At 69.7% G+C, this 21,185-nt stretch carries 15 protein-coding genes; 4 read left to right on the top strand and 11 right to left on the bottom strand.

Annotation, left to right across the window (positions count from 1 at the left end):
- Positions 1-8 precede the first annotated feature (8 nt).
- The 6 genes from BMZ47_RS22050 to gloB all read right to left on the bottom strand — a co-directional run bounded on the left by BMZ47_RS22050 (position 9) and on the right by gloB (position 8,446).
- Positions 9-2,999, bottom strand: coding sequence for a 2-oxoglutarate dehydrogenase E1 component (locus BMZ47_RS22050; protein ID WP_091864212.1), 2,991 nt, complete (start codon positions 2,997-2,999; stop codon positions 9-11).
- 156 nt (positions 3,000-3,155) lie between these two features.
- Positions 3,156-4,040: a succinate--CoA ligase subunit alpha gene (gene sucD, locus BMZ47_RS22045; protein WP_007560100.1), complete on the bottom strand. Its 885-nt coding sequence runs from the start codon at positions 4,038-4,040 to the stop codon at positions 3,156-3,158.
- Between the two features lie 2 nt (positions 4,041-4,042).
- Positions 4,043-5,239, bottom strand: coding sequence for an ADP-forming succinate--CoA ligase subunit beta (gene sucC, locus BMZ47_RS22040; RefSeq protein ID WP_007560098.1), 1,197 nt, complete (start codon positions 5,237-5,239; stop codon positions 4,043-4,045).
- Positions 5,240-5,355: 116 nt separating this feature from the next.
- The gene (gene mdh / locus BMZ47_RS22035) at positions 5,356-6,318 is read right to left on the bottom strand and encodes a malate dehydrogenase (protein ID WP_091864211.1); all 963 of its coding nucleotides are present in this window, start codon (positions 6,316-6,318) and stop codon (positions 5,356-5,358) included.
- A 426-nt stretch (positions 6,319-6,744) separates the two neighbouring features.
- Positions 6,745-7,314 (bottom strand): TetR family transcriptional regulator, encoded by a 570-nt coding sequence (locus tag BMZ47_RS22030; RefSeq protein WP_007560094.1) that lies wholly within the window; start codon positions 7,312-7,314, stop codon positions 6,745-6,747.
- A 355-nt stretch (positions 7,315-7,669) separates the two neighbouring features.
- Positions 7,670-8,446, bottom strand: a complete 777-nt coding sequence (gene gloB, locus BMZ47_RS22025; RefSeq protein ID WP_091864210.1) for a hydroxyacylglutathione hydrolase — start codon at positions 8,444-8,446, stop codon at positions 7,670-7,672.
- Between the two features lie 183 nt (positions 8,447-8,629).
- Between gloB and BMZ47_RS22020 the strand changes: the two genes are divergently transcribed.
- Positions 8,630-9,364 (top strand): methyltransferase domain-containing protein, encoded by a 735-nt coding sequence (locus BMZ47_RS22020; RefSeq protein WP_007560090.1) that lies wholly within the window; start codon positions 8,630-8,632, stop codon positions 9,362-9,364.
- Between the two features lie 53 nt (positions 9,365-9,417).
- On the top strand, positions 9,418-10,134 hold the full coding sequence (locus BMZ47_RS22015) for a MarC family protein (RefSeq protein WP_007560087.1): 717 nt from the start codon (positions 9,418-9,420) through the stop codon (positions 10,132-10,134).
- A gap of 7 nt (positions 10,135-10,141) precedes the next feature.
- Here BMZ47_RS22015 and BMZ47_RS22010 read toward each other — a convergent pair whose 3' ends face one another.
- Positions 10,142-11,194, bottom strand: a complete 1,053-nt coding sequence (locus BMZ47_RS22010) for a hypothetical protein (RefSeq protein ID WP_208601085.1) — start codon at positions 11,192-11,194, stop codon at positions 10,142-10,144.
- Positions 11,195-12,096: 902 nt separating this feature from the next.
- Between BMZ47_RS22010 and BMZ47_RS22005 the strand changes: the two genes are divergently transcribed.
- Positions 12,097-12,933 carry a nucleotide-binding protein gene (locus BMZ47_RS22005; RefSeq protein ID WP_007560082.1) on the top strand — a complete coding sequence of 279 codons (837 nt, stop codon included), beginning with the start codon at positions 12,097-12,099 and terminating at the stop codon, positions 12,931-12,933.
- Positions 12,930-13,367 (top strand): hypothetical protein, encoded by a 438-nt coding sequence (locus BMZ47_RS22000; protein ID WP_091864209.1) that lies wholly within the window; start codon positions 12,930-12,932, stop codon positions 13,365-13,367. Before BMZ47_RS22005 ends, BMZ47_RS22000 begins: the two co-directional genes overlap by 4 nt.
- Before the next feature lie 378 nt (positions 13,368-13,745).
- Here BMZ47_RS22000 and BMZ47_RS21995 read toward each other — a convergent pair whose 3' ends face one another.
- The 4 genes from BMZ47_RS21995 to BMZ47_RS21980 form a co-directional block, all read right to left on the bottom strand.
- On the bottom strand, positions 13,746-14,789 hold the full coding sequence (locus tag BMZ47_RS21995; RefSeq protein WP_091864208.1) for a cytochrome-c peroxidase: 1,044 nt from the start codon (positions 14,787-14,789) through the stop codon (positions 13,746-13,748).
- A 145-nt stretch (positions 14,790-14,934) separates the two neighbouring features.
- Positions 14,935-17,079: a penicillin-binding protein 1C gene (gene pbpC / locus BMZ47_RS21990; RefSeq protein WP_091864207.1), complete on the bottom strand. Its 2,145-nt coding sequence runs from the start codon at positions 17,077-17,079 to the stop codon at positions 14,935-14,937.
- Positions 17,080-17,157: 78 nt separating this feature from the next.
- A complete protein-coding gene (locus BMZ47_RS21985; protein WP_091864244.1) occupies positions 17,158-17,376 on the bottom strand; it encodes a hypothetical protein in 219 nt (72 codons plus the stop codon).
- Between the two features lie 163 nt (positions 17,377-17,539).
- Positions 17,540-20,953 (bottom strand): acyl-[ACP]--phospholipid O-acyltransferase, encoded by a 3,414-nt coding sequence (locus BMZ47_RS21980; protein WP_091864206.1) that lies wholly within the window; start codon positions 20,951-20,953, stop codon positions 17,540-17,542.
- Positions 20,954-21,185 lie beyond the last annotated feature (232 nt).

Raw genomic sequence — 21,185 nt, 5'->3', positions numbered from 1 at the left:
CCTAGAGATCAGACCGCGAGCGCCTCGTTGAGGAACGCCTGGAGCTGGGCCTGGTGCTTCGACATCTGGCCCACGGCCGTGGATGCGGAGGCCGGGCGGCCGACGTAACGGGCGCGCTTCACCGCGGAGCCGGCCTGGCCGAGCACCCATTCCAGATAGGGCTCGACGAAGGACCAGGCGCCCATGTTCTTGGGCTCCTCCTGGCACCAGATGACGTCCGCGTTGCGGAACCGGCCCATCTCGGTGGCGAGCGCCTTGAGCGGGAACGGGTAGAGCTGCTCGACGCGCATCAGGTAGATGTCGTTGAGCCCGCGCTTCTCTCGCTCCTCCAGCAGGTCGTAATAGACCTTGCCGGAGCACAGCACGACGCGGCGGATCTTGTCGTCCCGCACCAGCTTGTTGGGGGCGCCCTCCTCCTCGGCATCGTCCCACAGGACGCGGTGGAAGGTGGATCCCTCGGCTAGGGCGTCGAGCGTCGAGACCGCCCGCTTGTGGCGCAGCAGCGATTTCGGCGTCATCAGCACCAGCGGCTTGCGGAAGTCCCGCTTCAGCTGCCGGCGCAGGATGTGGAAGTAGTTCGCCGGGGTGGTGACGTTGGCCACCTGCATGTTGTCCTCGGCGCAGGCCTGGAGGTAGCGCTCCAGGCGGGCGGAGGAATGCTCGGGACCCTGGCCCTCGTAGCCGTGCGGCAGCAGCAGCACGAGGCCGGACATGCGCAGCCACTTGCGCTCGCCGCTCGCGATGAACTGGTCGATCACCACCTGGGCGCCGTTGGCGAAGTCGCCGAACTGGGCTTCCCAGAGGACGAGGGCGTTCGGCTCGGCCAGGGAGTAGCCGTACTCGAAGCCGAGCACCGCCTCCTCGGAGAGCATCGAGTTGACGATCTCGATCGAGGCCTGGCCCTCGCGGATGGCGTTGAGCGGCGTGAAGCGCTGCTCGTTCTCCTGGTCGATCACCACCGCGTGGCGCTGCGAGAAGGTGCCGCGCTCGACATCCTGGCCGGAGAGCCGGACCCGGTTGCCGTCGAGCAGGGTCGCCCCGAAGGCCAGGGCCTCGGCGGTCGCCCAGTCGATCCCGGCGCCGGTCTCGACCGCCTTGGCGCGGTTGTCCATGAACCGCTGGATCGTGCGGTGCAGGTGGAAGCCCGGGGGCGCCTGGGTGATCTTGCGGCCGATCTCCTGCAGGGTCTCGGCCGGCACCGCGGTGCGGCCGCGGCGCGGATCGTCGACATCCTCATGCACCGCCTTGAAGCCGGCCCAGCGGCCGTCCAGCCAGTCGGCCTTGTTGGCCTTGTAGTTGGTGGCGACGTCGAGCTCGCTGTCGAGCATCTGGCGGAACTCGGCCTTGCGGGCGTCCAGCGCCTGCTGGTCGAGGGTACCGTTCTCGACGAGCTTGCGCCCGTAGGTCTCCAGCACCGACGGATGCTTGCGGATCCGCTGGTACATCTTCGGCTGGGTGAAGGCCGGCTCGTCGCCCTCGTTGTGGCCGAAGCGGCGGTAGCACAGCATGTCGATCACGACCGGCTTGCCGAACTTCTGCCGGTACTCGACCGCCACCTTGGCCGCGAAGGTCACGGCCTCGGGATCGTCGCCGTTGCAGTGGAAGATCGGCGCCTCGACCATCTTCGCCACGTCCGACGGATAGGGCGAGGAGCGCGAGAAGCGCGGATCGGTGGTGAAGCCGATCTGGTTGTTGATGATGAAGTGCACCGAGCCGCCGGTGCGGTGGCCCTTCAGGCCCGACAGGCCGAAGCACTCCGCGACCACGCCCTGGCCCGCGAAGGCGGCGTCGCCGTGGATCAGCAACGGCAGCACGGCGGCGCGCTGGATATGCGGCTTGGCCCATTGGTCCTGCTTGGCCCGGACCTTACCGAGCACGACCGGATCGACGATCTCGAGGTGGGACGGGTTGGCGGTGAGCGACAGGTGGACGTTGTTGCCGTCGAAGGCGCGGTCCGAGGAGGCGCCCAGGTGGTACTTCACGTCGCCCGAGCCCTCGACCTCGGCCGGCGAGGCGGAGCCGCCCTTGAACTCGTGGAAGACCGCCCGGAACGGCTTGGCCATCACGTTGGTGAGCACGTTGAGCCGGCCGCGATGGGCCATACCGAGCACGATCTCGCGCACGCCGAGCGCGCCGCCGCGCTTGATGATCTGCTCCAGCGCCGGGATCATCGCCTCGCTGCCGTCGAGGCCGAAGCGCTTGGTGCCGGTATACTTGAGATCCAGAAACTTCTCGAAGCCCTCGGCCTCGATCAGCTTGTTCAGGATGGCCCTGCGGCCTTCAGGAGTAAAAGAAATCTCCTTGTCCTTGCCCTCAATGCGCTCCTGGATCCACGCCTTCTCGGCCGGATCGGAGATATGCATGAACTCGACGCCGAGGGTCTGACAGTAGGTCCGCTCGAGGATGTCGACGATTTCGCGGATCGTCGCGAATTGAAGGCCGAGCACGTTGTCGAGGAAGATCGGGCGGTCCCAATCGGATTCCTCGGTGAAGCCGTAATGCTGCGGGTGCAGCTCCTCGTGGTCGCCGCGCGGGGCCAGCCCCAGCGGGTCGAGCTTGGCGTGCAGGTGGCCGCGCATGCGGTAGGAGCGGATCAGCATGATCGCCCGGACCGAATCCTTGGTCGCCTGCTCCACCGACACGCCGGTGGTGGCGGCGACGCTGTCGACCGGCTTGCCGGGCTTGGCCTCCTTGGCGTCCCGGGCGGCGATCCTGTCGCCGACCGCCTTCTCGAGGGCGCCCCAATTGCCATCGAGCGCCGAGACCAGCTCGCCGTTCAGCGGCACCGGCCAGTTGGGCTTCTCCCAGGACGCGCCCGCGGCGTTCTTCTCGACCAGGGTCTCGTCCTCGCCGAGCCCCTTGAAGAAGGTCTGCCATTCCGGATCGACCGAGGCCGGGTTGCGGGCGTAGGCCGCCTGCAATTCCTCGATGTAGGCGGCGTTGGCGCCGTAGAGGAACGAGGTTTCGAGAAGCGCTTCGTTCACGTCCTGGCGTGCCATGGTCCGTTCATCCTGTCGCGCGGGCAGGCTGGCTGCCCTTACGGCGACCCGCTCGCGGGGCGGATCGCCCTGAAAGTGATCCGGGGCGGTTCACCGCCCCGTCCCGGTCGATATGGGGGTCGCGGCCCTGCGCGGGCCGCGACGCAGGCGCGCGCCTCAGCCCTTGAGGACGTCGACGAGCGTCGAGCCGAGCCGGGCCGGCGACGGCGACACGCGGATGCCCGCGGCCTCCATGGCGGCGATCTTGTCCTCGGCGCCGCCCTTGCCGCCCGAGATGATCGCGCCGGCATGGCCCATGCGGCGGCCCGGAGGCGCCGTGCGGCCCGCGATGAAGCCGACCATCGGCTTCTTGCGCCCGCGCTTGGCCTCGTCCTTCAGGAACTGGGCGGCCTCCTCCTCGGCCGAGCCGCCGATCTCGCCGATCATCACGATCGACTCGGTCTTCGGGTCGGCCAGGAACAGCTCCAGCACGTCGATGAACTCGGTGCCCTTCACCGGGTCGCCGCCGATGCCCACGGCCGTGGTCTGGCCCAGACCGGCATTGGTGGTCTGGAACACCGCCTCGTAGGTCAGCGTGCCCGAGCGCGACACAATCCCGACCGAGCCCTGGCGGAAGATGTTGGCCGGCATGATGCCGATCTTCGACTGGCCGGCGGTGACGATGCCGGGGCAGTTCGGGCCGACGAGGCGCGACTTCGAGCCGGTGAGCGCCCGCTTCACCTTGACCATGTCGAGCACCGGAATGCCCTCGGTGATGCACACGATCAGCGGGATCTCGGCGGCGATCGCCTCGCAGATCGCGTCGGCGGCGCCGGGCGGCGGCACGTAGACCACCGAGGCGTCGGCGCCGGTGGCCTCGCGGGCCTCCGCCACCGTGTCGAAGACCGGCAGGCCGAGATGGGTCGAGCCGCCTTTGCCAGGGCTCGTGCCGCCGACCATCTTGGTCCCGTACGCGAGGGCCTGCTCGGAGTGGAAGGTCCCGTTCTTGCCGGTAAAGCCCTGGCAGATGACCTTGGTGTTCGCGTCGATCATCACCGACATGATCAGGCTCCCTTCACGGCGGCGACGATCTTCTGGGCGGCGTCGTCGAGGTCGTCCGCCGGGATCACGTTGAGGCCGGAGCCCCGGATGATGTCCTTGCCCTCTTCGACGTTGGTGCCTTCGAGGCGCACCACCAGCGGCACCTGCAGGCCCACCGCCTTGACGGCGGCGATGACGCCGCGGGCGATGACGTCGCACTTCATGATCCCGCCGAAGATGTTGACGAGGATCCCCTTCACCTGCGGGTCGGCGGTGATGATCTTGAACGCCGCCGTGACCTTCTCCTCGGAGGCGCCGCCGCCGACATCGAGGAAGTTGGCCGGGCTCTCGCCGTAGAGCTTGATGATGTCGAGCGTCGCCATGGCGAGGCCGGCGCCGTTGACCATGCAGCCGATCGTGCCGTCGAGCGCGATGTAGGCGAGGTCGTATTTGGACGCCTCGATCTCCTTGGCGTCCTCCTCGGTCTCATCCCGCAGCGCGACGATGTCGGCGTGCTTGTAGAGCGCGTTCGAGTCGAACGAGATCTTGGCGTCGAGGCACTTGAGATGGCCGTCGGCGGTGAGCACCAGCGGGTTGATCTCGAGCATGCTCATGTCCTTGGACACGAACGCGGTGTAGAGCTTCTCCGTCAGCGAGGCCGCTTCCTTGGCCTGGGCGCCGGTGAGCCCGAGGGCCTTGGCGACTGCGCGGCCGTGATGGGGCATCACGCCCGTGGCGGGATCGACCGGGATCGTGTGGATCTTCTCGGGCGTGTCGTGGGCGACCGCCTCGATATCCATGCCGCCCTCGGTGGAGACCACGAAGGCGACGCCGCCGGTGGCGCGGTCGACCAGCATCGAGAGGTAGAATTCCTCGGCGATCTGGGCGCCTTCCTCGATGTAGAGGCGGTTGACCTGCTTGCCGGCCGGCCCGGTCTGGATCGTCACCAGGGTCTGGCCGAGCATCTCGCTGGCGTACTGCTTCACCTCGTCGATGGACTTGGTGACCCGCACGCCGCCCTTCGCGCCCTGGGGGGCGTCCTTGAAGGTCCCCTTGCCGCGGCCGCCCGCGTGGATCTGGCTCTTCACGACCCAGACCGGGCCGCCGAGTTCCTTGGCGGCGGCCTCGGCCTCCGACGGGTCGAAGATCGCCACGCCGCGGGAGATCGGCAGGCCGAACTCCTTCAACACGGCCTTGGCCTGGTATTCATGGATGTTCATCGGGGCCTCTTGATGAGGAGCGAGAAGCAAGGAGCGGAGAGCGACGCGACGAGCCGCCTGTGGGGACCGTGACCGGCCCCCGCTTCGGCTGCAACCGCACCGCTCCGGGCCGTATCTTAGGCGAGGTTGCTGTCGACGCCCTTGCAGGCTTCGATCAGGCCGGTCACCGACGCGACGGACTTGTCGAACATCGCCTTCTCGGCCGGATCGAACGTGACTTCGAGGACGCGCTCCACGCCGCCGGAGCCGATGACGATCGGCACGCCGATGAACATGCCCTTCACGCCGTACTGGCCGTCCAGATAGGCGGCGCAGGGCAGGACCCGCTTCTTGTCGCGCAGGTAGCTCTCGGCCATCGCGATGGCGGAGGCGGCGGGCGCGTAGAAGGCCGAGCCGGTCTTGAGCAGGTTGACGATCTCGCCGCCGCCCTTGCGGGTGCGCTCGACCATGGCGTCGAGCTTCTCCTGGGTGGTCCAGCCGAGCTTGACCAGATCGGTCAGCGGCACGCCGGCCACCGTCGAGTAGCGCACCAGCGGGACCATGTCGTCGCCGTGGCCGCCGAGCACGAAGGCGGTGACGTCCTCGACCGAGACCTTGAACTCGTCGGCCAGGAAGTGGCGGAAGCGGGCCGAGTCGAGCACGCCGGCCATGCCGACGATCTTGTTGGTGGGCAGGCCCGAGAACTTCTGCAGGGCCCAGACCATCGCGTCGAGCGGGTTGGTGATGCAGATCACGAAGGCGTCCGGGGCGTAGCTCTTGATGCCCTCGCCCACCGCCTGCATGACCTTGAGGTTGATGCCGATCAGGTCGTCGCGGCTCATGCCGGGCTTGCGCGGCACGCCGGCGGTGACGATCACCACGTCGGCGCCCTTGATGGCGGAATAGTCGCTGGCGCCCGAATAGGTCGCGTCGAAGCCCTCGACCGGGGCGGCCTCGGCGATGTCGAGCGCCTTGCCCTGCGGCACGCCGTCGACGATGTCGAACAGCACCACGTCGCCGAGATCCTTCAGGCCAGCCAGGAGGGCCAGGGTGCCGCCGATCTGGCCGGCACCGATGAGCGCGATCTTGTTGCGAGCCATGTCGGATCAACCTCCGCTGCGTGTCGTCTTCGGTGGGATCGGCGAGGCGTCGGGACCGTCCGGTGGCCGGGTCCGACGCGGGATTCGCCGCTCTGGAATCTGCGCGGCTGTGTGACCGAAAAGCCTCGGCGCTTCAACCCGATGGCCGGTTGCAGCCGGGGTGGTTCGGCTCGCGCCGGCGCTCGCGCGGGGCAGGACACGGCGATGAAACATCAATGGCGGGAGGGTTTTAGGTGCGCCGCACTCTGGCTCGGCCGACCCGGAAAGCCGGGATGACACATCCGAAAGCTTGTCATTTCGCCGATTTCGGCCCGGTTCCACCCTGTGGATCGCGCCCTGATCGCAGGCGCTGAAACGCGAAAGGCCCGGACGCGATGTCCGGGCCTTGAGATGCATCAGCAGGCGCCGAGCCGCGCGCTTGCGGCGTCAGAGAATCCCGGAGCGGAGGACCCGCTGGATCGCGTGGATCACCGCGCCGAACCGGGCCTCGATCAGGTCGCGCGGGACTTCCGCATCGTGCTGGATCGCGAGCGGATGGGTGAAGCGATAGCTCGCATCGAAGATGTAGGCGATCGCCCGCTCCCGGTCCCGGGCGGAGAAGATCCCCGAGGTGATGCCTTCTTCGACCACGCGCTCCACCAGGCTGCGCAGGCGCACCCGGTGCCGTCGGGCGATGGGCCGGGCCGAGACCGTGGCGTCGAGATGGACGGCGAACAGGTTGGGCTCGTCGAACAAGGCGTCGCGCTGAACCGTCGCGAGAGCGGTGAGCAGCCGCTCGATCTTGTCGTCGGCCGGGTCGGGCGCGTCGGCGATGCCGGCGAGCCGCGCCTCGACCTCGCGCAGCCAGCGTCCGGCCACCGCGTCGAGGAGCGCGTCCTTCGACGGGAAATAGCGGTAGACGTTGGCATGCGTCATCCCGGCTTCCGCCGCGACGGCGACCACCGTCACGCGCTTGGGTCCGAGTCGGGACAGGTGCTCGGTGGCGATACCGAGCAACCGTACATCGGCTGCGACCGGCGCGCGGGGACGCGACGGGGCCGCCCCTTCGCCGGTGTCGCGAAGCGCGTCACTGGCATTCGTGTCTGTAGCAGGAATCTTGGACTTTGCGCTGAGCGCCTCTTCCTTAGCCCCGTCGGATTCTGGCTTAAGGAACGGAAGCGGAAGGCGGGAGGTGGACAGGTGGTAGGGCGAGACGGACCCCCATCATACCGGCGGAAGCGTCCCGGCGCTTCGCGTTGACGTTACGGCTTCCCCCCGGGAGCCCGTTGACCGAGCGGATTGGACCGCTTGCACAGGGTATGTGTCAGTTCGGCTTGAGAACGCAACAAAATTTTCTTGGTTATCACCGGTCCTAGAAGCGGTCCTTCCACGCACGCAGCGCAACAAACACCGCTTCCGGATCTGTGCCGGGCGCAAGATCCACTGACTTAGCCAGAGTCGGTAGGCTCGCACGCAGGAACGGATTGGTCGCGCGCTCATCGCCCATTGTCGAGGGAATCAGAAAACGACCTTCGGCCTTGGCCCGCTCGGCCTCGGCCTTGCGCGCCAACAGGTCGCGGTTGTCCGGTTCCGCCGCCAGGGCGAAGCGGGCATTGGACAGGACGTAATCGTGGCCGCTGAACACCCGCGTGGCGTCGGGCAGGTGTTCGAACCGCCGCAGGGACCGCCACAGGGTCTCGGGCGGGCTCTCCATCACCCGGCCGCAGCCGAGGGTGAACAGCGTGTCCCCCGAACAGACCAGGCCGGCCTCCTCGAACCAGTAGGTGACGTGGTCGGCGCAGTGGCCGGGGGTCTCCCAGACCTGGGCCGCGAGCCCGCCGACCTGCACGGTGTCGCCCTCGCCGACCGTCACATCCACGTCCGGGACCGCGTTGCCGGCCTTGGCCGGCGCCACCACCCGGGCCCCGGTGGCGCGCTTCACCGCCGGGATGCCCTCGACATGATCGCCGTGCCGGTGGGTAACCAGGATGTCGGTGAGGCGCCAGCCGGTCTCGTCCAGCGCCTTCAGGACCGGCCCGGCCTCCGGCACGTCGATCGCCGCGCAGGCGCCGCTGACGGGATCGCGAATCAGGACCCCGATATTGTCGCTGCGGCACAGGAAGGTTCGGATCTCGGTCTCGGCAGCCATCGGAGTCCCTCGTCAGGAGGCGCGAAGATTCGCAAGGCGCGGCGACGCGCGAAATCTGCTGCCGTGAACCGGCGGCGATCAAGCCCGGTTCCACCGCCGGAACATCCCGAGATGCTTGCCGCGGGCGGCGCGGCCCACCATTGAGTTAGGATCGTCGTCCCGGCCTCATTCTCCCGTTCCTCCATGCGTCTCGACGTCAACGGCCTGCGGGCCTTCTACGCCAGCCCCCTGGGGGCCGAGACGCACCGCGTCGTCGCCCGCGCCCTCCACGGGTTCCTGGGTTCGGTCTCGGGTCTGCGCGTCCTTGGGATCGGCTACGCGACGCCGTATCTCGGGCCGATCCACTGCATCGCCGAGCGGACCCTGGCCTTCATGCCGGCGACGCAAGGGGTGGTGAACTGGCCGGGCTCCGGCCGCTCCTGCACGGCGCTGGCCGACCCGACCATGATGCCGCTGCCCGAGGCCGCCATCGACCGGGTCGTGCTGGTCCACGCGCTGGAATCGGTCGAGAGCCCGACGGAGCTGCTGCAGGAGGTCTGGCGCACGCTGACGCCGGGTGGCCGCATGATCCTGGTCGTGCCGAACCGGCGCGGGGTCTGGGCCCGGCGCGAGGCGACGCCCTTCGGCCACGGCCAGCCCTACAGCCGGTCGCAGCTCGGCCGGCTGATGCGCGACACGCTGTTCTCGCCCGAGGGCTGGGCCGAGACCCTGTACATGCCGCCGGTGCGCTCGCGGCTGATGCTGCGCACGGGGCCGGCCTGGGAGCGGCTCGGCTCCGGGCTGGCGCTGCCCTTTGCCGGCCTGCACGTGGTCGACGCGACCAAGCAGCTCTACCGCCCGGTGGCGGTCCAGCAGGTCCGCCGCGCCCGCCGCCTGTCGCCGGCCCGGGTGCTGGTGCCGGCGCCCTCCCCGGGCTGATCCGGCCCAAGAGGCTGGCCGTTCCGGGCCGCTTGGTCTAGGCGGCGGCCCTGATGAGCATCGATTTCACAATCCAGCAGTTCCTGCTCGCCCTCTCGGGCCTGATCGCGATCGTGAACCCGATCGGCGGGGCCTTCATCTTCGCCCAGGTGACCAGCGCCTACAGCCATGCCGAGCGGGTGCTGCTGTCGCGCAAGATCGGGGTCTATGCCGCCCTGGTGATGCTCGGCGCCCTCTGGGCCGGAACGCCGATCCTCAACTTCTTCGGCGTGACCCTGGCGGCCCTGCGGATCGCCGGGGGGCTGGTGGTGATGTCCTCGGCCTGGAACCAGCTCAACCGGCCCGAGGCGCGCGAGGCGCGCAAGCAGGCGGAGGCGTCGGGCTCGAAGGATCGCGGCGCGACGACGCTGATCGAGACCGGCGGGGATCCGGCGCCGGCGCCGCTCGCCGAGATCGCGTTCTTCCCCCTGACCCTGCCGTTCACCACCGGGCCCGGCACCATCGCGGTGGCGATCACCCTGGGGTCGAACCGGCCGGCCGCCTACGCTGACCGGTTCGGCTTCTATATCGGCGTCACCCTGGCGGCCCTGGTCGTGGCCCTCGCGGTGGCGCTGATCTACGCCTCGGCCGACCGGGTCGTGGCGCTGATCGGCCCGGCCCGGGCCCGGGTGACCGGGCGCCTGTTCGCCTTCCTGCTGCTCTGCGTCGGCACCCAGATCCTGATCACCGGGCTGACCGACGTGTTCGCGCCGCTGGTCGCGGCGCGCTGAGCGCCCGTCAGATCACCGGCAGCGCCTGAATGCCGCCGAACAGGGCCGCGTGGCCGGCGTAGTAGAGGAAGAGGAACAGCGCCAGGGCGGCCCCGTACCAGGCCGGGGCCAGCACCACGTGCCGGGCGCGGACCGCCATGCGGACATCGTCGGCGGCGATGCCGATCAGCACGACGATGATCCCGGAATGGCCGATCGCGTCGACCTTGCCGAACTCGAACACCGCCGAGATGAAGATCGCGGCCAGGATGATCGCCGCGCAACGCCGGACCAGCGGGGTCCAGATCAGCGCGAAGGCCAGGGTGAACTCGATGACGCCGGCGGCCTGCATGAACAGCTCGGGGGTCGCGCCCAGCGTCATCTGCGGCTTGGCGGCGAGCAGCGGATCGGTCCATTGCGGGTAGGCCCACTTCTCGATCGACGCCCACATCAGCGTGATCGCGGCGGTCCAGCGGACGATGTCGAGCGGACGGAGGCCGAAGGGCGCCAGATCGAGGCCGCGGCAGATCAGGTAGACGGCCACGCCGAGGAAGATCGGGTAGTCGGCGAGGTGGAAGACGCCGTACTGCGCCGTGGCGAAGCTGAACAGGAACACGATCCCCAGGCCCGTGAGCGGCATGGTGCGGCGCCAGATCAGGCAGCCGGCGAGCGCCAGCTGGAACCACGGGATCCAGGCGACATCAGTCTTCAGCTCGGGGGTCAGGATGATGCCGCCGAGTTCCCAGAGCGAGACGAAGAAGAAGCCCAGGGTGGCCCGCACCAGCAGCTCGGTGTCGGTGCGGATCCGGGCGGTCACGCGATCGAGGGCGTTGAGCAGCGCGCCGCCGAGCGGCGTTCCCTCGGCCAGGCACCCGAACATCAGGCAGACCAGGGCGAGCACGGTCAGCCCCTCGAAATTCGCGCAGAGCACCTGTTCGAGGCCCTGCGGCTGCCCGGCGACATCGTAGGCACAAAACCACTTCACATGGGCCTGCGCCTCGCTCGTGGCCGCGAGGCTCGCCGCTCCCGCGGTGGCGAGGGCGTATCCGGTGGAGGTGCGCTTATTCTTGAATGCTGACATCGGAGCCTCGCCGGTGCCTGCCGACACCGTGGTTACCGGGCTATTTAGATAGCTTCATCAGCTCTTCGCCAATAGTTTGTTAACGAATATGAGTGGAAGGTTAACGCTGTGAATTGCACGTGCAACCTAGGCGATGGCCGGTTGCATCGCGGCAGGGACCCGGATCCGGGTCCGGACAGCCGCCCGCCGATCCCCACTCCGCTCAGCAGCATCCCAGGCGTGATGTCTTTGGACGTTGGCGCTGTCGCGGCGGCGTCCTTCCCCGTTCCGGATCGGCTGTTGCTGCACTGCGGTGTGAATTGAGGCGATTTCTGTTTGTCTTCGGCGTAGATACGGCGATTGAATTTGGTTCATAACGGCCATGTACTTGTAGATATGATGATTTTTTTGAAGCATTAGTTTGAAAAATTGCGAAAATTGTGCTGGAATGATTCTTCGGTTTTGGGATCATAACAGCGGATAAGCTGTCAACATCGGAACTTATAGGCTTGCCTTGCGCCGAGAGCTGGGCGAACTCTCTGTCCTGCGCGACGCCGCCCGGACGACGATCGGGCGCGGCCCCGCCGCGGCACCGGACCGGCAATGGAGTGCAAGGCGTGAAGTGGGCGAATATTCCCGGTCTCGACCTGCTCGGCTCGATGCCCCGGTTGGGCCTCAGGCGGCCGCGGCACGCGGCCTCCGCTTCAGCGCCCGACCGGGGACCGGCTGCTTGAGAGCGTCCTTCCTCCTGACGCGCACGGGCGGCGCCGGCCCGCGGTCGGCGCCGATATCCGGCCCATCCGCCACCGGGCCGGGCCCGGATCGACGACACGAACCCTGACACCCCCGCAGGACCGTCTCCGCGCGCCGCAGCCACGCCCGCGCGGACGCAGCCCTGCGCCATTCACCGCAAGGAGACTTCCATGACCGACGCCACGCAGCTCAAGGTTCCGGCCTGGTACACCCCGTCCGAGCTCCAGGACATCCAGCAGGATCTCCTCGGGTCGGGGAATTCGAAGGTCCTGATCCTGTGCCTCGGCGGCAAGGGCGGCGTCGGCAAGACGACCATCGCCCTGCAGATCGCCGATCTCTGCGCCGAGGTCGGCCCCGTCCTGGCGGTCGACACCGATCCGGCCAACCGGCACTTCCACACGGCGCTGATGCGCGAGACCGAGCCGGGCAGCCAGAACTTCGTGCCGCGCCGCCCGGGCGTCTCCTGCTTCCGGCAGCGCCTGCGCGCGGAGGATTCCACCGGCCGCGTCGACCCGACCCTGGTGCAGGACCTGATCGAGCGCGTGTCCGATGCCGCCGAGCGCTTCGTCGTGGTCGATTTCCCGGCGGGCGACACCGAGACGACCCGGCGCAGCACCGAGATCATCGTCGAGAGCTGCCGCGAGGATAAGATCCGCCTCTGCGTGGTCGTGGCCGCCGGCGCCGTCGATCCCACCGCCCTGGACGTGCTGCGGGAGCTCCGGCCGCTGCTGCTCGAATGCGACCGGGCTATCCTGGCCAAGAACACCGCCCAGGCGACCAACTTCGATTATCTGGAAGCCTCCGACGTGTTCCGTCAGCTGAAGGCGCAGCCGAACTTCCGCACCATCGAGATCGAGCGGATCGGCGAGCGCCTGATCGAGGCCCTGCGGATCCAGCACATGACCTGGCTGGAACTGGCGACCACCGCGCCGATGCGCCTGCGCGTCGAGGGACGGCGCCTGCGGCGCAACTTCCACACGGCCTGGCGCGAGGCCTTCCGTCCGTGAACAACCTCGAGCGGTTCTACCGGACGGTTCACGGCCGGGAACTCCTGCCCTGGGAGCGGCAGCTCGCCGTGCGCGTCGCGGCCGCTCTCAACACCACCACGGACGACGATTTCGTCGTCCACCTTCTGCTGCTGTACAACGCCACCCACGTCATCAGCGAGATGCACAACGAGCTGGTTGCCGCGAGAGACGCCCTCTCTCAAGGCAACCGGGAACTCGTCCACGACCTGTCCATCGAGGTTCGGCGCAACACCCGGACGATCTACGTGCTGCTCGGCGTGGTGGTGGCGAGCGTCCTCGGCAGCGTCTGGATCCTTCTCAGCCTGGCGAGCCTGTCCCACCAATACACGGTCGGCGAGGCCCGGTTCGCCGCCGCGCTCGAAGCCTGCGAGCGGCGCGTGACCGGAGCGCCCCAGCCAGGGCTCGCCCGCTGACGAGTGCGGTTGGGATAGAGTGAGGCCCTTCGCACAACGCCCGTTCGGCTGCCCGTCCGGCCGATGCAGCGGGCGTTGTGTGAGCGGCTCGGGAACCACGTTGACGCGGCTTTCCCATCCGCGCCCTTATCCTGAGGTGCCCTGCGATCGAAGACCGCCGGACGGCGAAGGAGCCTCCCGGGGATCGCGTGGCCAGCCGGAGGGCTCGCTTCGCTCCCACCTCAGCATGAAGGCGCGATCGGGATACCCGCCCGGCTTGGGCAGGCCACCCGGCCTTGCGCGCAGCCAAGCAGCCCAATGGTGCGTGGCATTCGCGGATTGGGGTGTCCCTGGATCATCCCTGCGCGCAATGCCCGTCCGGGTCGACCGTGCCGGCCGTTACGGCGCCGGGACCGCGGCGGTGAACGAGGCCGTGGTCAGGTCGCGGCTCCGCTCCGTCGCGAGGGTTCCCAGGAACGCCAGCAGGTCGGCCCGCTCCGTCGCGCTGAGATGGAGCGGCTTGATCGCCCGGGACCGGCTCGGGCGGTCGATGCCGCCGCGGTTGTAGAGATCGATCACCGCCTCCAGGGTCGGGGCCGAGCCGTCGTGCATGTAGGGCGCCCGGCGGCCGATCTCCCGGAGCGTCGGGGTCTTGAAGGCGTAGCGCAGGGCGACCGATGTCGGCTTGAACCGGCCGCGGCCGATGTCGGCCCCGGTGCCGACGCCGATATCGTGGAACGAATTGTCGGTGAACGACCAGCCGGAATGGCAGCTCGCGCAGTCGGCCCGGCCGTTGAACAGGTCGAACCCGCGCTTGGCCGATGCGCCAATGGCCGCCTCATCGCCGGCGATCCAGCGGTCGAACGGGGTCGTGCCGGCGACGATCAGGCGCTCGAAGGTCGCCAGCGCCGCTTCCAGCCGCTCACGGGTGATCGCCGGATCGTCGAAGGCGCTGGCGAAGGCGGAGGCGTAGCGCGCATCGGCGCTGAGCCGGGCCAGTGCGTCGGCCATCGGCAGGTTCATGTTGGACGGCGAGGTCATCGGCATCGCGGCGACGGATTCGAGGGTCGGGAACTTCCCGTCCCAGCCCATCGGGCCGTCCTGCCAGGCGACGTTGATCAGCGTCGGCGTGCGCAGGTCCATGTCGCCCTGCATGCGCGTCGCGGCGCGGGCGCGCCCGTCACCCCAGCCGAGGTCCGGCAGGTGGCAGGTGGCGCAGGTCCGGGTGCCATCGCCGGACAGGATCGGGTCGAAGAACAGCCGTCGGCCCAGCTCGGCCTTGGCGGCCGAGTACGGATTCTCGCTGGGGAACGGGATCTCGGCGGGCGGACGATAGGCCTCGCGCCAGCCGGCCCGGCGCGGATCGGCATCGCTGCCGAGCCCCGCCGCCACGCCGACCAATCCGAGGAGCACCGCGATCCCGGCGCCGACCTTCCAAGCCATCACCGACCTCACCGGCGAGCACTAGACCGGTATTCGTTGATGAGCGATGAATCCGGCGAGGAAGATCTGCGTCCACGAACGTATTGTCGGGTGCAGAGTGACGCACCCCAGGCATTTTCGTCGGCTCAATCTCTGGGCCGGCCGCTCACTCGATCCGGATGGAGACGCTGTCACTCGCGCCCGTTGCATCGAGAACCGAGATTCGCGCGAATCCGGCCCCGCCCGGAACCCACTCGGCCCGGCGCCGGGGCGTCTGTGCCACGGGCTGGCCGTCGACCAGCCAGGTCAGCGGCGGAACCCCGCCGAGCGCCTTCAGGGCGAGACCTTGGCCCGCCGTGTCGCGCTCGTCCCCGCGCTCGCCCGCGAGGCCCAGATCGATCCTTGCGCCGTCCGGGGGATAGGCGATCTTGAGCGCAGGGCCCTGCGTCTCCGCCCCGTCGCGATGCAGGCGCCGCAGCGGCGGCGGCAGGCCGCCGGCCTCGGCGACGCTCAGCACGTTGCGGGGCTGCGGGATCGGCTCGGGCTCGATCCCGAGCCGCGCGAAGGCGTCGAACAGGATCGGGGCGGCGGCCACCCGGCCGACGAGGCCCGGCACCGCCGCGCCGTCGGGCCGGCCGATCCAGGCCACCAAGGTGACGTGCCGGTCGAAGCCGGCGGCCCAGGCGTCGCGGTAGCCGAAGGAGGTGCCGGTCTTGTAGGCGATGCGGTTCGTCAGCGCGTTCTCCGGCGGCGGCGTCCCGCGCAGGATGTCGGCGACGTACCAGGCCGCCACCGGCTCGGTCACCCGGTGCTCCGGGCCGGTCCCGGCGGCGTCTCCGGCCCGGCGCAGGATGTCCGGCACCGACCCGCCGCGGGCCAGTCCCGCATAGAGCCGCGCGAGGTCGGTGAGCGTGATGCCCAGGCCGCCGAGCGCCACCGGCAGGCCCGGCGCCGCCTCGCGCGGGAGCTGGATTCCGGCGCCGGCCGCGCGCAGCCGGGCGATGAAGCGCGCCGGCCCGACCGCCTCCATCAGCGCCACCGCGGGCACGTTGAGCGAGAGCTGCAGGGCACGCCGGGCCGTGACCGTCCCCTGGAAGGTCAGGTCGAAATTCTCCGGTGCGTAGTTCGCCGAGAACCGGGCCGGGCGGTCCTCCAGCAGCGTCTCGGGATGGGCGAGGCCGTTCTCGAAGGCCAGCGCGTAGACGAAGGGCTTCAGGGCCGAGCCCGGCGAGCGCACGGCCAGGGTCATGTCGATCGCCCCGCGCCGGCTCGGGTCCAGGTAGCCGGCGCTGCCGACCTGGGCGAGGACGCGGCCGTCGCGGTTGTCGAGCACCACGATCGCCGCGGAGAGGGCCGGCCCGGCCGCGGCGGCGCGCTCGGCCGCGAGCGTCTCCAGCCGCGCCTGCAGCCGCCCGTCGATGGCGAGGCGGATCACCGGCGTCCCGGGCTCGGCCGCCACCGCCGCCTCGGCGGCGTGGGCTGCCAGCATCGGGAACGGCTGTCGCGCGGTCGGCACCGGCTCCGCCTTGGCGGCGGCGGCCTCGGCGGGGCTGAGGAGGCCCCGACTCGCAGCGAGGTCGAGCACCCGGTCGCGGGCGGCTCGGGCGCGGTCCGGGAACCGGTCGGGCCGGCGGGTCTCGGGGGATTGCGGCAGGGCGACCAGCAGGGCGGCCTGCGCCGTCGTCAGCCGCACCGGCTCCCGGCCGAAATAGGCGAGGCTCGCCGCCCGCACGCCTTCGAGCGGGCCGCCATAGGGGGCGAGCGCCAGGTAGAGGTCGAGCAGGGCCGCCTTGCCGAGCTGCCGCTCCAGCGCGACCGCCCGCACCATCTGCCGGAGCTTGGCCTCCAGCGAGCGCCCGTGGCGCGGCTCGACCAGGCGGGCGACCTGCATCGACAGGGTCGAGCCCCCCGACAGGATCCGCCCGTGCCCCAGCCATTGCGCTGCGGCCCGCAGAATCGCCGCCGGGTCGACCCCCGGATGGGATTCGAAGCGCCGGTCCTCGTAGGCGAGCAGCATCGCCCGGTAGCGCGGATCGACGGTCGCGGCCGTGACCGGCAGCCGCCAGCGGCCGTCCGCGGTGGCGAAGGGGCGCAGCAGCGTGTCGGACCGGTCGAGCACCACGGTGGAGCGCGCCGAGGCCGCCGCGAGGTCGAGGGGCGGCAGCGCCGCGGCGTAGCGCCAGACCATCCCGGCGCCGGCCGCCAGGAGCCCCAGCACGAGCGCCGCGATCGCCAGGCTCACCCTCGCGGCACGGCGCAGGCTGCGCCGGGGCGATGCGGCGGAGCTCGGATCAGGCCCGTGGTCCGGCACGCATCCTCCTGATCCTGAGTCCGCCAGCACGCACAGATTCACCGATCCGGCGGCGCGGGCAAGTCCCGGACGGACGGCTCAGCCGAGGCTGACGCCGCGCAAATCCGGGAAGGCCGGACGTACCGCCTGTCCCACCCGGATCGGGAACGGCACGATGTTGGACGCGGGAGCGGCGGGCTCGGTCTCGAGGATCTGCGGCGCGGCCTTGTGGGCCTTGCCGGGCTTCGTCCAGCGCGCGATCCGCTTGAAATAGGCCCGCCGGGTCAGCCAGATCGGAAATCGCCTGCCCTTGTGCATGTTCAACCCCTCGTCGACACGCGTTTGAATCGCGAAATCCAGTCCACGAACCTCGATCACTGAGGGATGATCGAATCATGACTGTATTCGTGATACGAGGGCATTGGGCCTGCGCCCGCATCCCCCGTTTGGGTGATGCGGGCCGGCCGGGTGGGACAGGCGGTCAGGCGGCGGCAATCTCCTTGGCCCGTTCCTGGGCCAGCTTGACGACGGAGACCTGGTCGACCTTGCCGGTGCCGAGCATCGGGATCGCGTCGAGCACCACCACCTCGGCGGGGATCGCCACGTCGGAGGCGCCGCGTCCCTTGGCGAAGCTCTGGAAGGCCGCGCGGGTCGCACCCTTCTCCTGCGTGAACAGCACCAGCCGCTCGCCCTTGCGCGGATCCGGCACGGCGGCGACCGCGCTCGGCTGGTTCGGCCAGAGTTCGGCGGCGAGGGCCTCGATGCTGGCGAGCGACACCATCTCGCCGGCGATCTTGGCGAAGCGCTTGGCCCGGCCCTTGATCGTCACGAAGCCCATGGCGTCGATCGCGACGATGTCGCCGGTGTCGTGCCAGCCATCCGGCGGCGGCTCCAGCACGCCGGGCTTCTCCGCCCGCAGGTAGCCCAGCATGATGTTGGGCCCCCGCAACGCGAGGCGGCCGCCCTCGTCGATCCCGGGCACCGGCTCCAGGCGGGTCTCGATCCCGGGCAGGATCCGCCCGACCGTGCCGAAGCGGTTGAACATCGGCGTGTTCAGCGCGACCACGGGCCCGCACTCGGTGACGCCGTAGCCCTCGAGGATCCGCAGCCCGAACTTCTCGCCCCAGGTCTTGCGGGTGGATTCCTTAACCGCCTCGGCGCCGGCCACGACGTAGCGGAGCGAGCGCAGATCGTAGGAATGCGCGGCCCGGGCGTAGCCGGACAGGAACGTGTCGGTGCCGAACAGGACCGTGCTGTTCGAGCCGTAGATCAGCTCCGGGACGATCCGGTAGTGCAGCGGCGACGGGTAGAGATAGACCGGCACGCCCGAGACCAGCGGCAGGACCAGCCCGGCGGTCAGCCCGAAGGCGTGGAACACCGGCAGGACGTTGAAGACCTTGTCGGTCGGGCCGAAATCGATCCGGGCGGCGACCTGGGCCACGTTGGCGAGCATGCAGCGGTTGGCCAGCACCACGCCCTTGGGCGTGCCCTCGCTGCCCGAGGTGAACAGGATTGCGGCCGGGTCCTCGCCCAGGCGCTTCACCAGGGGCTTCCGGCCCGCGAGCAGCGCCCGGATCTTGTCCGGCGTCGTGACGGTCGCGCGCAGGTCTTCCAAATAGACCAGCTCGACGGTCCCCTTGATCGCCTCGACGAGGGTTCCGAGCCGTCCCTTCTCGATGAAGGCCCGGGAAGTCAGGATCTTGTCGACCTGTGCCGCCCGGCAGGCGGAGAGGACGTTGGCCGCCCCGGCGGAGAAGTTGATCATCGCGGGCACCCGGCCCGCGGAAGCCAGGGCGAACAGGGTCACGGCCGCGCCGTTGGCGTTGGGCAGCATCACGCCGATCCGCCCGCCCTCGGGGGCGAGGGGCATCAGCTTGCGGCCGAGCACGTTCGCACCGGTCACGAGCCGGCTGTAGGTCAGGCGGCCGGTGACCGGGTCCTCGACCGCGGTGCGGCGCCAGCCGTGGCGCTCCCCGGCATCGATCAGCGCCGCCATCAGGCCGCGGTTCGTGTCGGCGGTGCGGAACAGCAGGTCCGACATGATGCCGTAGAGCGCCGCCCCGGCGGCCTGCCGGCGGGCCTTGCCGCGCAGCGCCGGGTCCACGGTGAGGCGGACCGGCGGCAGCACCGTCACGGTCACCTTCGGCCACCAGCGGCGGCGCACCTGCGAGCGGGACAGGCGCGAGAACGCCGTGCGCTCCAGCCCGTCGATCTTCACGGGCACCACCATGGCCCCCGACTTGTCGGCGATCAGCCCGGCGCCGTCATAGACCTTCATCAGGCTGCCGGTGACCGTGAGACGGCCTTCGGGAAAGATGATCAGCGTTTCGCCGCTCTTGACTGCGTTGATCAGAGTCCGCGTGGCGAGCGGCCGGGTCGGGTCGAGCGGCATCGCCTTGGTGACCCGCAGGAACGGCCGGACCCACCAGCGCTGCGCGATGCCGCTGTCGACCGCGAAGACCGGCTCCTGATCGAGCAGCGACAGGGCCAGCGGCGCGTCGAGGAACGAGACGTGGTTCAGCGCCAGGATGCAGTTCGGTCCGGCCGCCGCGACGTTGTCGAGGCCGCGCACCTCCAGCCGGTAGAAGGCCCGGAACAGGATCGACAGCGCGTCCCGGAACGGGCTGGTCGGCAGGGTCGCGAATACGAGGACGCCGACGACCAGGTTCAGCACCGCCACCAATGCGAGCAGGCTGGCGATCGACAGGTCCATGGCCTGCAGGCCCGCGAGCGCCAGGGTGCCGGCGACCATGAAGGCCGCGGTGACGACGTTGACCGCCCCGATGATGCGGGCGCGCATCGCCTTCTCGGTCCAGGCCTGCACGGCCGCGAAGGAGGGCACGATGTAGAGCCCGCCCGACACGGCCAGCCCGAGGAAGCCGATGGCGGTGCGCAGCCCGTCGCCGCTGCGCAGGAAGTCCAGCGGACCGATCGCCTCCGCGGGCGGCGGCGGCATGGACCCGATCGTCCAGGCGAGGTCGAGGCCGAACAGGCCCATCAGCACCGCCCCGACGGGCGTCGGCAGCAGCACGATCCGGCCGCTGGCGAGCCACGAGGCCAGCCCCGACCCCACGGCGATGCCGATGGAGAACAGAGCCAGCAGCACGGTGATCACCGTCTCGGTGCCGTTGAAGGCGTCGCGCACCAGAACCGGCAGGAGCGACAGCACCACCACGCCGACCAGCCAGAACCAGCTCACCGTCAGCGAGCCGCGCCACAGGCGCGTGTCGGCCCAGAGGTCGCGCAGCAGCGAGACGGTCGAGCGCGCCACGTTGCGGTCGACATGGAGGTCCGGCGCCCCCTCCCCGGTCGGCGGGATCATCCGGGCCGACAGCCAGCACAGAACCGCGAAGCCCATCACCAGGGCGCCGAAGACCAGGCCGGAGCCGCCCATCGCCGAGGCCGCGCCGGCCGCGATCGTGCCGAGCAGGATCGCCAGGAAGGTCGCGGCCTCGACCAGCGCGTTGCCGGCGGGCAGCTCCTCGCGGCGCAGGTGATCCGGCAGGATCCCGTACTTGATCGGGCCGAACAGCGCCGCGATCGTCCCGAACAGGCCGAGCGCCACGAACAGCACCGGCACCGAATGCAGCAGGAAGCCCAGCACCGCGGTGCCGGCGGCGAAGATCTCGGCGAATTTGAGCCGCCGGGCCATCAGCGCCTTGTCGTAGCGGTCGGCCCATTGCCCGCCCAGGCCCGACAGGATGAAGAACGGCCCGATGAACACCGCGCTCGCCAGGGTGACGAGCACGCCCGCATGCGCATAGGCCTGCCCGCCGATCCCGAACAGGATCAGGAATCCCAGCGCGTTCTTCAGGAAGTTGTCGTTGAACGCCGAGAAGAACTGGCACCAGAACAGAGGCGCGAAGCGCCGGGCACTCATCAGGGAACGGAACATGGCGATCTCTCGGTTCCGAACCTGACTGGCCCAGCCGATGCGTCGAGGTCAAATCGGACCTGCGTCGGGCGGCGGCTGCACGGTCGCAATGAACAGGTTTGCGCTTCATTCCGAAGACGGTGCGGGCGGCTCCGCGATATTAGTCCGTGCGTCTTTCCCGACGGCCGCCAGGATCGTTAGGTCGCATGCGGTGCTATCGAAAAAACGTGGCTGCCCCTCGCGGACCGTTCGG

This window comes from Methylobacterium brachiatum (assembly GCF_900113845.1).
In the GTDB taxonomy this organism is placed as follows: Bacteria; Pseudomonadota; Alphaproteobacteria; order Rhizobiales; family Beijerinckiaceae; genus Methylobacterium; species Methylobacterium brachiatum.
The sequence above is the reverse complement of the archived record's forward strand: the minus strand, read 5'-3'. Positions and strand labels throughout refer to the sequence as shown.